At 58.3% G+C, this 12,366-nt stretch carries 14 protein-coding genes and 1 tRNA gene; 6 read left to right on the top strand and 9 right to left on the bottom strand.

Annotated features, from left to right (window positions below; translation table 11 throughout):
- Window positions 1-13 precede the first annotated feature (13 nt).
- On the bottom strand, window positions 14-235 hold the full coding sequence (locus D3F01_RS05700) for a helix-turn-helix transcriptional regulator (RefSeq protein WP_242886700.1): 222 nt from the start codon (window positions 233-235) through the stop codon (window positions 14-16).
- A gap of 347 nt (window positions 236-582) precedes the next feature.
- Between D3F01_RS05700 and D3F01_RS05705 the strand changes: the two genes are divergently transcribed.
- From D3F01_RS05705 to D3F01_RS05725, 5 genes are all read left to right on the top strand, one after another.
- On the top strand, window positions 583-915 hold the full coding sequence (locus D3F01_RS05705; protein WP_242886703.1) for a hypothetical protein: 333 nt from the start codon (window positions 583-585) through the stop codon (window positions 913-915).
- Window positions 916-976: 61 nt separating this feature from the next.
- Window positions 977-1,306 (top strand): hypothetical protein, encoded by a 330-nt coding sequence (locus D3F01_RS05710; protein ID WP_242886706.1) that lies wholly within the window; start codon window positions 977-979, stop codon window positions 1,304-1,306.
- Window positions 1,303-1,458: a hypothetical protein gene (locus D3F01_RS05715; protein WP_242886709.1), complete on the top strand. Its 156-nt coding sequence runs from the start codon at window positions 1,303-1,305 to the stop codon at window positions 1,456-1,458. Before D3F01_RS05710 ends, D3F01_RS05715 begins: the two co-directional genes overlap by 4 nt.
- 102 nt (window positions 1,459-1,560) lie before the next feature.
- A complete protein-coding gene (locus D3F01_RS05720) occupies window positions 1,561-1,827 on the top strand; it encodes a hypothetical protein (protein WP_242886712.1) in 267 nt (88 codons plus the stop codon).
- 120 nt (window positions 1,828-1,947) lie between these two features.
- The gene (locus D3F01_RS05725) at window positions 1,948-2,373 is read left to right on the top strand and encodes a hypothetical protein (protein ID WP_242886728.1); all 426 of its coding nucleotides are present in this window, start codon (window positions 1,948-1,950) and stop codon (window positions 2,371-2,373) included.
- 269 nt (window positions 2,374-2,642) lie between these two features.
- On the opposite strand, the gene D3F01_RS05730 is transcribed toward D3F01_RS05725, so the two are convergent.
- The 3 genes from D3F01_RS05730 to sdaAB form a co-directional block, all read right to left on the bottom strand.
- Window positions 2,643-2,719 (bottom strand) — tRNA-Arg (locus D3F01_RS05730).
- 160 nt (window positions 2,720-2,879) lie between these two features.
- Window positions 2,880-3,755, bottom strand: coding sequence for an L-serine ammonia-lyase, iron-sulfur-dependent, subunit alpha (sdaAA, locus tag D3F01_RS05735; RefSeq protein ID WP_242886731.1), 876 nt, complete (start codon window positions 3,753-3,755; stop codon window positions 2,880-2,882).
- A 2-nt stretch (window positions 3,756-3,757) separates the two neighbouring features.
- Entirely contained in the window at window positions 3,758-4,441 is a 684-nt protein-coding gene (gene sdaAB, locus D3F01_RS05740; RefSeq protein ID WP_117476624.1) for an L-serine ammonia-lyase, iron-sulfur-dependent subunit beta, read from the bottom strand.
- A gap of 155 nt (window positions 4,442-4,596) precedes the next feature.
- Here sdaAB and tig point away from each other — a divergent pair, with 155 nt between their 5' ends.
- Window positions 4,597-5,892: a trigger factor gene (gene tig / locus D3F01_RS05745; protein WP_242886751.1), complete on the top strand. Its 1,296-nt coding sequence runs from the start codon at window positions 4,597-4,599 to the stop codon at window positions 5,890-5,892.
- 70 nt (window positions 5,893-5,962) lie between these two features.
- On the opposite strand, the gene D3F01_RS05750 is transcribed toward tig, so the two are convergent.
- From D3F01_RS05750 to D3F01_RS05770, 5 genes are all read right to left on the bottom strand, one after another.
- Window positions 5,963-6,742 (bottom strand): sulfite exporter TauE/SafE family protein, encoded by a 780-nt coding sequence (locus D3F01_RS05750; protein ID WP_223385349.1) that lies wholly within the window; start codon window positions 6,740-6,742, stop codon window positions 5,963-5,965.
- 1 nt (window position 6,743) lies between these two features.
- Window positions 6,744-7,187 (bottom strand): MarR family transcriptional regulator, encoded by a 444-nt coding sequence (locus D3F01_RS05755; RefSeq protein ID WP_223385348.1) that lies wholly within the window; start codon window positions 7,185-7,187, stop codon window positions 6,744-6,746.
- A gap of 180 nt (window positions 7,188-7,367) precedes the next feature.
- The gene (feoB, locus tag D3F01_RS05760; protein ID WP_242886754.1) at window positions 7,368-9,710 is read right to left on the bottom strand and encodes a ferrous iron transport protein B; all 2,343 of its coding nucleotides are present in this window, start codon (window positions 9,708-9,710) and stop codon (window positions 7,368-7,370) included.
- A gap of 216 nt (window positions 9,711-9,926) precedes the next feature.
- Window positions 9,927-10,952, bottom strand: coding sequence for a UDP-glucose 4-epimerase GalE (galE, locus tag D3F01_RS05765; protein WP_035393228.1), 1,026 nt, complete (start codon window positions 10,950-10,952; stop codon window positions 9,927-9,929).
- A gap of 260 nt (window positions 10,953-11,212) precedes the next feature.
- Complete coding sequence (locus tag D3F01_RS05770) at window positions 11,213-12,286, bottom strand: aldose epimerase family protein (RefSeq protein ID WP_242886757.1); 1,074 nt, start codon at window positions 12,284-12,286, stop codon at window positions 11,213-11,215.
- Between the last annotated feature and the right edge of the window lie 80 nt (window positions 12,287-12,366).

The following is a 12,366-nucleotide window of genomic DNA, read 5'->3' on the forward strand; positions in this document are numbered from 1 at the left end:
ACGTCCTTCCTGTTCATTCCCCGGCGGTGTCCTCTGTGGGCACGTGTTCCAGCAGATCGCCCGGCTGGCAGTCGAGCAAGCGGCAAACCGTATCTATCGTTTTCCATGATGCAAGCTCACCATGACGCAGCTGCTGCAAGGTGGCCTGACCCATGAGTTTATCTGTACGAATTTTGTTGGTACTGTATCCGGCAGCTTTGAGTGCTGGCAGGATTTCGATTTTATACCGAATCATTGTAGCACCTTCCTTTCCATGCTTATTCTATCGCATACCTGCACTTTTTGCAAGTGCAAAAGCGACGATTATTGCACTTATTTATTGTGCAATTCATCAATAGACTGCACCCAAATTAAGTGCTATAATAAAAACACAGCAAGGGAAGCACGACCGGAAGGCAAGGGGCGAAGTAAGACCGGGAGAGCAAATACCGAGAGTTAGCGAAGCGATGTAACCCACTTCCCGATATGCTGTGTAAAAGAAAATGGCCCGGTGTCCGCTACCAACGAAACCACCGAGCCAAACCCACCAAAGGGTCAAGCCCATTATACAGGAGCTGGCCCGCAAAGTAAAGCGAGGACAGAATGAAGAAGTACAATCTTTCCGAGATCATGCACAAGGCGTGGAAGCTCTACCGCAAGGGCGCGGCGGCTTTTGCCGAGTGCCTGCACCGGGCATGGAACAGCGCAAAGGCGCAGCCCATCAACGCCCAGCGCATTGAGGAAGCCCAGCAGGCCGCCGGGATCACCGAGCCTGTGAACACTTGGGCAGGCTGGAAAGCCGCCGGGTACATGGTGGAGCATAGCGCAAAGGCCCTTTTTCAGACGGTGCTGATCCACAGCAGCAGGGGAGACGGCCAGACCTACCGGGCATCGTTCTTCGGTGCATCGCAGGTGAAGCCGCTGGAAGCCCTGTAACACGAACAGAGACCCCGGCGGGAAGATGGAAGTCCGCCGGGCATGATGGGAGGATATGACCATGAGGTTGGAGAAGAAAATCAGCTTACACGCCTTTGAGGTGGAGTACATCGACCAGCGGGAAGCAAAGCCCCGCACCCTGCACCGGGAAAGCATCGTGCTGGATGGTGGCCGGATGAACACGCTCGACCACCTGAACCAGACCCCGCAGAGCTGGATCCGGCAGCAGTACGCCCAGCAGGGCTACACCGTGTCAGCGATCCACAAGGGTGAGAGCCTGACCGCCAAGGTTGACACCGGCTTTCTGTGGAAGCTGGCCGCGCTGGATGCAGCCGCAGCAAAGGCCGGCAAAAGCGTGGCCAAGCTGCTGGAAGGGGGTACAGCAGTATGACCGCAGCCCAGTGGCAAGAAGTCCTCTGCCGTGTCCGCAGCCTGTCAGCTGCCGACAAAGACCGCCTGTTGACCTATCTCCATGCGCTGCACGATGCAGCGCAGCAGTCCCAGAGAGCCGAATCCATGCCGAATATGCCCAAGGTACTGTAAAACCCCAGCCGGGCTGGCAGCGGGCTTTCCAAGCCCTATCTTTACCCAGTCAGCCGAGAAAATTTCCGGCACTTTAATTGAATTTTGAAAGTGAGGTACACTATGCAGCACACTGATTACACCCCCAGAATTCCCACCGTTACCGCAGAAGAAGCCGTGAAAATATCATGGCTGTGGAGTTCGTCCCAGACCCTCAAGGAAGTGAGTCAGCTTTTCAACGCCATTACAGAAGTCCCCAATGAATTTGGCCTAACAGGCGCATATCGCTTCATGGGGCTTATCACCGCCCTTTGGAACGCTGGCAGGGTGCAGGGCATCCGGGAAGAACGCGCCCGGCGGAAGCGCAGGGCACAGACCATCGAACAGTGACAGAAACACCCTCTGACAGCCCACAAACGGCCGCAGAGGGTGTTTTTCATCGTTCTATGATAGATTCTTGGTTTCTTCTGTGGTAAAATAGGCGCAGTCGAATTGATGAAAGGGGAAACAATGACACTCACAGAGATCTCTCGCTACTTCCACCTGAACGAGATCATCCAAAAGAACCGCGAGGCTTTGAAGTTCCTGCGTGAACGAGCCGAACCCGCTGCACCCTCATTGAACGGTATGCCCCACGCATCCGGCGTGAAAGACAGCACCGGGCGGCTGGCCGTTGAGATCGCCGACATGGATGCACGAATCACCTACCTTGAGGAACAGGCCGAACAGGAGCGAGATAAGGCCGTTGCCTTTTGCTCCACGATTCAGGACGCACGCCTATATCTGATCTTCCGTCTGCGCTTTGTCCGCTGCCTGACATGGGCAGAGGTTGCGGACCTCTTGGGGGACTACTACACCGAGGAAGGTGTCTGCCGGATGGCCTACAACTACCTTGCCAAGACTGAAAAAGAGAAGCCCTCTGCCCAGAGTGCATGACCCACGATAGAGCCGCAGCACCTACAAACAGCACGAAAGCCCGCCCGGCACACGCCGGACAGGCTTTTTTGCTATCAAACAGGCGGTAAACAGGCACAAAACCGTCTCTCCGGGCATCCAGCATAAGGCACTCTGTAAGGCACACGGCAGGTTGTTTTTTGAGCGATAAGGCACAAATAAGGCACTTTCCAGCCCTTTTGACCGCTATGTAAAACAAGAAATCCCACGATTTACGCCGTATTTTCAACGGTCAATCGTGGGATTTTACTTGGTGCGATGGAAGGGACTCGAACCCCCGGCCTACTGATTCGTAGTCAGTCACTCTATCCAGCTGAGCTACCAACGCATACGTTCCGGTTGGAACAAGATGTATTTTATCACGCAGAGCGGGGTTTGTCAACAGTTTTTTGCAGATTTTTTGATTTTATTTTCGTTTTTTATTTTTTCGTGCGAAAAAGTACGTCTTTTCGTTTTTTCAGTATCTTTCGTAATTCTCCGTGCGAACCTCAGGCTTCCTCTGCCAGACGCTCGGCGATGCGGACACCGGTCGGCGTTGCGGCAAGGCCGCCCTGGCCGGTCTCTCGCAGATCGGGGGAGAGCAGACTGCCCACGCGGCCCATGGCATCAATGACTTCATCGCAGGGGATGGCGTAATCTACCCCCGCAAGCGCCATATTGGCGCAGGAAACGGCGTTCACGGCACCCACAACATTGCGCTTGATGCAGGGCACCTCCACCAGACCGGCCACAGGGTCGCAGACCAGGCCCAGCAGGTTGCCCAGTGCCATAGCGGCAGCGGCGGCGCACTGCTCCGGGGTACCGCCCTTCAGGTGGCAGAGGGCGGCGGCGGCCATGGCGCTGGCGGCTCCCACCTCAGCCTGACAGCCTCCCTCGGCACCGGCCAGAGTGGCCCGGGCGGCGATGACCTGCCCAAAGCCTGCGGCCACATAGAGGGCATCACAGATGGCTTCTTCATCGGCCTCGCCTGCACGGGCAAGAGGAAGCAGCACCGCCGGGAGCACACCGCAGCTGCCCGCCGTGGGGGCAGCTACGATCCGTTTCATGCAGGCGTTGCACTCAGCGGTCTTGAGGGCTTCGGCGGTCACCTCAGCAAGGTAATCCCCGCCATAGCTCCTGCCCGCCTGATGGGCCTGTTCCACCTTGGCGGCATCGCCGCCGGACAGGCCGCTGCGGCTGCGCTGGGCAGGGTCATAATCCAGGCTGGTGGCCTCCATTACATGCCACAGGTGATGCATGGCATGGCGGCTGGCCTCTTCGGTCAGGCGGCTCTCGGCCAGATCACTGCGCAGGATGGCCTCGGCAAGGGAGATGTTCTGGCTGCGGGCAGCGGCCAGCATTTCTTCACAGGATAAAAAGGACATGGTCATTCCTCCGCGTCTTCTTCGGGCTCGTCGATGTTCAGGCAGGTCACCTTCAGGATGCCGGGCAGGGTTGCCAGCTTCCGTTCCAGCGGGTGGGGGATGTGGGAATCGCACTCCAGTACCATAACGGCATAGCCGCCGGTTCCTGCGCGGAACACCTGCATCGATGCAACGTTGATCCTGCGCACGGCAAGGCAGGTGGTCACCTCGGCGATGCAGCCGGGGGTGTCCTCATTGTGAATGATCAGGGTGTTGCTGTCGCCGCCGAAATCGGCGGGCACGCCATCGATTTCGGTCACGCGGATGCGCCCGCCGCCCACCGAAGCGGCTTTCATGGAAAGCACCCGCCCCTCCCGGCCCGTCAGGGTGAGAACAGCGGTATTGGGGTGCGCAGAGCGCAATTCCACCGGATGGATCCGGAATGCCATGCCCTGCTCTGCGGCCAGGGCAAAGCTGTCGGGCAGGCGGGGATCATCGGGCCGCAGGCCAAGCAGGCCGGCGACCAGGGCTTTATCCGTGCCATGTCCCTTTCCGGTGGTGGCAAAACTGCCGTACAGGCCGATATCCGCCTGCGCCGGGATCTCGCCCAGAAGCTTCTGGGCCGTGTAGCCGATCCGGGCGGCACCCGCTGTATGGCTGGAAGAGGGGCCGATCATAACCGGCCCGAGAACGTCAAACAAGCGCATCCGATGCACATCCTTTCGTGCTCCGCCGGGCAAAAATCGCCCGCTTCGCACTTTTTTCTCTCTTTTATTATACCGCTTTTGCCCCACTTGTGCTATAATAACTTTACTAATGTTTGAAATCGCTCCTTTGGGGGCAACACGGAGGTTGGATTCCTATGAAACTGGTAAGCGTGGAAACTCCCGAAAAGAGTGTCTGCAAGATGACCTTCAGCGCAACGGCTGAGGAGCTGGAGACCGCATCCAATGCGGTGTATGAGCGCACCCGCGCCAGCTACACCATCAAGGGCTTTGCCAAGGGCGAGGCCGACCGTGCTCAGATCGAGGCCGACCGCGGCGAGCACACATTCTGGTATGATGCCATCAACGACCTGATGGATCGCGATGTTCCTGCCCTGTACGAGGCCGCCATGGCCGAGCACGGCTTCAAGGCGGTGGATGAGCCCAGCTATGACCTGGTCAGCGTTAAAAAGGACGAGGGCTTTGTGGCAACCGCCACCACCCCGCTGCAGCCGGAGCTGAACCTGACCCAGACCACCGGCTTCCATGTGGAGTGCGTGACCCCCGCCGTCACCGACAAAGAGATCGATGCCGTGCTGGAGCGCCGCCGCAATGCTGCCGCCGAGCTGGTGCCCCACAAGGGCCCGGCTGTCAAGGGCAACATCGTTCATATCGATTACGAGGGCCTGCTGGACGGCAAGCCCTTCCAGGGCGGTTCCGCACAGAACCAGACCCTGCAGCTGGGCAGCGGCCGGATGATCCCCGGCTTTGAGGATGGCATTCTGGGCCACAAGGGCGGCGAGGAATTCGAGATCAACGTCACCTTCCCGGTACGCTATCATGTCAAGGATCTGGCCGGAAAGCCCGTTGTCTTTAAGATCAAGCTGATCGATGTCTGCGTCCGCCAGCTGCCCGCCCTGAACAGCGATTTTGCCAAGAAGGTGGGCAAGGTGGACACTATGGACGCGTTCCGGGAGCAGGTGCGCAAGCAGCTGCACGACGGCAAGCACGCCAGCGCCCTGAACCGCGCCAAGGATCAGGTGTTGACCCAGCTGGCCTCTGCCGCTGAGGGCGAGCTCCCCAGCGTTCTGGTGGAGAGCACCTACCAGCAGGAGATGCAGAACATCCAGCAGCAGCTCCAGATGCAGCGCATGAGCCTGGACCGCTACCTGAGCCAGATCCACCAGACCCGCGAGAACTTCACGTCCAACGTTCACGCCGTCGCCGAGAAGAACACCCGCGCCCGGATGGCTCTGCTGCAGGTCGCCCAGAACGAGGGTCTGGTGCCCACCGATGAGGAGATCACCAAGAACCTGCAGGAGCGCGCTGACCGCACCAAGAAAACGCTGGAAGAGGTCAAGGCCAATGCCAACATCCCCGCCATGCAGCGCAGCGAGGCCATCCGCCGTGCCGCCGACTGGGTGATTGAGCACTCCACCATCGAAGAAAAGTAATTTTCAAAAGTACAACAAAAAGAGCCTGTCTCCAAGGAATTTCGGGAGACAGGCCCTTTTCTTTTGCAGTTTATTTTGTCAGGAGATTAAAGCCCATGACCACGATGCCCAGCACGACCAGAACGATGCCGGTTGCACGGTTCAGGGTCTTGGCATCGGCCTTATTGGCAAAGACAGCAGCGATGCGGGCCCACAGCAGGGTGAACAGGACGCAGAGGATGAACACGGTCCAGTCCGGTGCGCCGCCGATGGCAAAGTGGGAGGCCGCACCGGTCAGGGCGGTGAAAGTCATAATAAACACGCTGGTGCCCACGGCAGTCTTGAGCTCGTAACCCAGCACGCTGGTCAGGATGAGCAGCATCATCATGCCGCCGCCGGCACCAATGAAGCCGCAGATCATCCCGATGACCACACCGCAGACGATGGACTGGAGGGCACGCTTCTTAGCAGAGACCCCCTGCATGGCTTCTTTGGTGGTCATAACGGGCTTGACGATGAATTTAATGCCCAGCAGGAACGTCATAAACACCGAGAAACTGCCCATGGTGGTGGAAGGCACCAGGCTTGCCACCCAGCTGCCCACCACGGTGAACAGCAGCACACTGGCCATCATGATCAGGCCGTTTTTGATATCCAGGTTTTTGTTTTTGTGGTAGGTGTAGGCAGACACCGCACTGGCCAGCACATCCGAGGAAAGGGCAATGCCGACCGCCATGTAGGGGTCCATCCCCAGGAAGGTGATGAGCATCGGGCTGATGACAGCGGCGGCGCTCATGCCCGCAAAGCCGGTGCCCAGGCCCGCGCCCATTCCGGCAAAAAAGGTAACGATGATGGTAAACAGCAGGTTCATCTTATTCTTCTCCTTCTAGGATCGCATCCAGATTTTCGCTCATCGTATCGATGACTTCAAAAAATATCTCGAGTTTTTCTTCCTCCAGCCCTGCCATCAGGCGGCGGATGAAATCATCCTGCATCCTGCGGCCCTGTTCGATGATGGACTGCGCCTTTTCGGTGCAGGCAAGCTCCGTTTTGCGGCGGTCGCCCAGCACCGGACGGCGCTCCAGAAAACCCTCCTGCACCAGCTTGTCCACATTCACCGAGACAAGGTTCGCCTTGATGTGGCGCACCTCCACGATATCGCGGGCGGTCGTGTAGTTGGGGTTGTTGGCAAGGAACATCAGGATATCAAACGCTGTCTGCGGCAGGTGCAGCTTCTGGCACAGCGGCTTGCAGACGGCGCTGTACGCAAGGCCCGTCTTGTTGGCAAATTCCACACTGGGGTTCAGCTCACGCATTGCGCGCCCTTCTTTCTCTCTTTTTGAATCGTTCATTTTTGAAATATTTTAGCATAAGGAATCTCTGTTGTCAAGGGCAGGCAGCGTAAAATCTCCTGCTCCATATATTTTGTCCAACGCAAAAAGCCCGCACCATGAAGATTTTCACGGTACGGGCTTTTGATATGCTTCAGGACAGGGTCACAGCACCGCCACGGCGAGGAACCGCACAACGAGCGCGGCAAGCCATGCCACAACGCACTGATTCACGACCATAACGGTGGCCCAGCGGCCGCCCATCTCCCGCTTGACCGATGCCACAGCGGCGATGCAGGGGGTGTAGAGCAGGCAGAACACCAGCAGGGGAGCCGCAGCCGCCGGGCTGAGCGCCGCGCCCAGTGCGGCAGAGGAGCCATACAGGATGGTAAGGGTAGATACGACGCTCTCCTTTGCCATAAAGCCGGTGATCAGCGCCGTGGACACCCGCCAGTCGCCAAAGCCCAGCGGCGCAAACAGCGGTGCGATGCCGCTGGCGATCCAGGCCAGAATGCTCTCCTGCGGGTCTGCGGTCAGGCTGAGCTGGAAGTCAAAGTTCTGCAGGAACCAGATGATGATGGTTGCCAGGAAGATGACCGTAAAGGCACGCTCGAGGAAATCCCGGGCCTTTTCCCAGAGAAGCTGGGCCACATTTTTCAGGCCGGGCAGGCGGTAGTTGGGCAGCTCCATGACAAAGGGCACGGCCTCGCCCTTGAACAGCGTCCCCTTGAGCAGAAAGGCCATACCAATGCCCACAAGGATGCCCAGGAAATACAGGCCCACCATGACCAGTGCGGCGTACTCCGGGAAGAAGGTCACCGCAAACAGGCTGTAGATCGGGAGCTTGGCCGAACAGCTCATAAAGGGCGTGAGCAGAATGGTCATTTTCCGGTCCCGCTCCGAGGGCAGCGTGCGGCTTGCCATCACACCGGGGACCGTGCAGCCAAAGCCGATGAGCATGGGCACGATGCTGCGGCCCGAAAGACCGATGCGCCGCAGCAGCTTGTCCATCACAAAGGCCACGCGGGCCATATAGCCGGTATCCTCCAGCAGGGAAAGGAAGAAGAACAGGGTCACGATGATGGGCAGGAAGCTCAGCACACTGCCCACACCGGTAAAGATGCCGTCGATCACCAGCGAATGCACTGCATCGTTGACGTTCCACGCCGTCAGGGCATTGTCCGCAAGGATCGTCAGATTCTCAATGCCCAGTTCCAGCAGGCCTTGCAGCCCCGCACCGATCACACCGAAGGTCAGATAGAACACCAGCGCCATGATGCCCACGAACGCCGGGATCGCCGTGTACTTTCCGGTGAGGAAGCGGTCGATCCTTGCGCTGCGCAGCTGCTCCTTGCTCTGGTGGGGCTTTACCACGGTCTGATTCACCAGCTGATGGATAAAGTGGAACCGCATGTCTGCAATGGCGGCGGCGCGGTCCAGTCCGCGTTCCTGCTCCATCTGCAGGATGATATGCTCGATCATCTCTTTTTCGTTCTGATCCAGCTTCAGGGCCTCCTCAATGCGGGGGTCGCCCTCCACCAGCTTTGTGGCGGCAAAGCGCACCGGGATCCCCGCCGCCCGGGCGTGGTCCTCGATGAGATGGATGATGCCGTGGATGCAGCGGTGAACCGCACCGCCGTGGTCATCCTCGCCGCAGAAGTCCATCCGGCCCGGACGCTCCTGATACTTTGCCACATGGATGGCGTGATCCACCAGCTCATCCACGCCCTCGTTCTTGGCGGCGGAAATGGGGACCACCGGGATGCCCAGCATCGCTTCCATCTCGTTGATGTTGATGGTGCCGCCGTTGCCGCGCACCTCATCCATCATATTCAGTGCCAGCACCATGGGGGTGTCCAGCTCCATCAGCTGCATCGTTAAGTACAGGTTGCGCTCGATGTTGGTGGCATCCACGATGTTGATGATGCCCGTAGGCTTTTCGCCAATGATGAACTGGCGGGTCACGATCTCCTCGCTGGAATAGGGCGACATGGAGTAGATGCCGGGCAGGTCGGTGACTTCGGTATCGGGATATTCCCGGATGGCACCGCTCTTGCGGTCCACCGTCACGCCCGGAAAGTTGCCCACATGCTGGTTGGAGCCGGTGAGCTGGTTGAACAGGGTCGTTTTGCCGCAGTTTTGATTTCCGGCCAGCGCAAATGTCAGCACCGTTCCCTCCGGCAGCGAGTGTTCGCCCTTTTTGGTGTGGTAGCGGCCGCCCTCGCCCAGGCCCGGGTGCTCCACCATCCGGCCGGCCTTCCGTGCCGGGGCCGCTGCAGGTGCTTCCGCCGGGGTGATCTCGATCCGTGCCGCATCGTCCAGCCGCAGGGTCAGCTCATAGCCGTGGATCTGCAGCTCCATGGGGTCTCCCATGGGGGCAAATTTCACCAGCGTGACCTTCTCGCCGGGGATCAGCCCCATATCCAGAAAATGCTGGCGGAGTTCTCCCGTTCCGCCCACTGTATCGATCACGGCACTTTCGCCGATCTTCAGTTCCTTTAATGTCATGGCAGATGCCTTTCCTTCGACAAAATGTTAGTGTATGTGAACAGTCTTAATATAAGCTAACTCAAAGGCATTGTCAAGGCAGGAAGCGGCAAAAATTCTCGCCTGTCCCCGCTGTTTTTTGTAGAAATCTTTCTCCTGTTCCGGCAGATTTCCGGGCAAAAGAAAACGCACCCCTGAATTTTTACGTTCAAAGGTGCGTTTTGAGAACAGTTCTGTTTACTTCACGGTGTGGTAGCCATCGGGGTTGTTCTTCTGCCAGTTCCAGCTGTCGGCACACATCTCCTCGATGCCGTACTCAGCCACCCAGCCCAGCTCATTCTTGGCCTTGGTGGGGTCGGCATAGCACTCGGCGATATCGCCGGGGCGGCGGGGATCGATCACATAGGGGAGCTTCTTGCCGCAGGCCTTCTCAAAGGCGTGGATGACATCCAGCACGCTGTAGCCGTGGCCGGTGCCCAGGTTGCAGATGAACAGGCCGCAGTTGGTCTGCAGCTTCTTGATGGCGCAGACATGACCCCGGGCCAGGTCAACCACATGGATGTAATCGCGCACGCCGGTGCCATCGGGGGTGGGGTAGTCGTTGCCAAAGACGTGCACCTTTTCCAGCTTGCCCACGGCCACCTTGGCGATGTAGGGCATCAGGTTGTTGGGGATGCCGTTGGGGTCCTCGCCGATCAGGCCGGACTTGTGGGCACCGATGGGGTTGAAGTAACGGAGCAGGGCCACATTCAGAGTGGGGTCAGCCTTGCAGACATCGGTCAGGATGCGCTCGGTAAAGGCCTTGGTGGTGCCGTAGGGGTTGGTGGTGGCACCCACGGGGAAGTCCTCGGTGATGGGCACGCTGGCGGGGTCGCCGTAGACGGTGGCGGAGGAGCTGAACACGAAGTTGCGGCAGTTGTGGCGGCGCATCACGTCCAGAATGACCAGCGTGCAGTTGAGGTTGTTATAGTAGTACTCGATGGGCTTGGAAACGCTCTCGCCCACAGCCTTATAGGCGGCAAACTGGATGACAGCATCGATATCAGGGCACTCGGTGAAGATCTTCTCCACGTCCTCGTGCTTTGTCATATCAGCCTGATAGAACCGGAAGTCCTTGCCGGTGATCTGCTTGACCCGATCCAGCACCACAGGGGAAGCGTTGTAATAGTTATCTGCCACCACGATGTCAAAGCCAGCGTTCAGCAGTTCGATACAGGTGTGGCTGCCGATATAACCGGCACCGCCGGAAACCAAAATTGCCATAAAAGTACCTCTCTTCTCGTCACCAAAGTTGCTTGCGCGGGGCAGGCCCGCCTTCTGCCACAAGGATACAACGTTTTGGCCTCAGAATCAAGTAACGGGAATTTTATAAGGATGGATTTTTGTTTCCATTTATTTTTTCGTGCATTGATTTACAAGCGTTTTTTGTTTTTTGCACATGGAGTGATGGAACACTTTGTGCAAATCAGAGAAAAAGGCCCTCTCAGGCAGAGCCGTCAGGATCTGCCTGAGAGGGCCGTATCTTACAGTTTCCCGCACTGTTTGCCGGTGAAGAACCGCAGGGTGGTATTGGCGCGGAACACTTTCCCGGCCCGCAGGGCGGTGGAGGGGAACTCCGGGTGGGAGGGACTGCAGGGGAAGTGCTGGGTCTCCAGCGCAAAGCCGCCGTATTTCTGCATCGGCACGCCGCCCTTGCCGGGGGCAGGGCAGTCCTGCAGGAAATTGCCGGTGTAGAGCTGCACGCCGGGCTGGGTGGTATAGACCTTCATGCTGATGCCGGTCTTATCGCTGGAAGCCCAGGCGCACAGGCTCTGGCTGGCACCGCGGCCCCTGTCGATGACAAAGCAGTGGTCATAGCCGCCGCCCACCATGGTGGTCTGGGAAAAGCCGGTGTCGATGTCCCGGCCAATGGGCTTGCCCGCCCGGAAATCCATCGGCGTGCCCGCCACGGGCAGGATATTGCCGGTGGGGCAGGTCTCGTTGTTGCCCTCCAGATAGCGGGACGCATAGATGCGCAGCTTCTGGCCCAGCACATCGCCGCCGCCATCCAGATTGAAGTAGGTGTGGTTGGTCAGGTTGATGATGGTGTCGGCATCAGAGGAGACACGGTAGTCCATCCGCAGGGCGTTGTCCTCGGTGAGGATATACCGCACCGAGATCTTCAGATTTCCCGGGAAACCATCCTCTCCATCGGGGCTTTCCGCCTCCAGAAGCAGGGTATCGCCAAAGGTCTTTACCTCATACAGCTTGCGCGGAAAGGTACCGTGCAGGTGGTTTTTCCCGTTGTTGGCTTCCAGCTGGTAGGTCTTGCCGCCCACGTTGAACACGGCATTCTCAATGCGGTTGGCGTACCGGCCCACGAACGCGCCGCAGCAGGTACTGCCGGACGATTCAAAGTCCTTGACGTAATCGGCGTAGGTATCGTGGCCCAGCACCACATCCACCGGCCCGCGCTTGGTGGGCACCCAGATATTCTTGATGATACAGCCGTAGTTCAGCACACTGACCGCCAGCCCGCCGGGGTTCGAGATGATGTATTCATTGATCCTTTCGCCGTTTGGGGTCATGCCAAAGGGCTTGGAGAGAAACTGTGCCATAGGGCTCGCCTCCTTTTGTATTTTTTGGGGACAGCACACTCTCTGTTTTATCCTTTATTGTTTTGATTATATCACAATTT

Source organism: Faecalibacterium sp. BCRC 81149 (genome assembly GCF_022750605.1).
GTDB lineage: Bacteria > Bacillota > Clostridia > Oscillospirales > Ruminococcaceae > Faecalibacterium > Faecalibacterium duncaniae.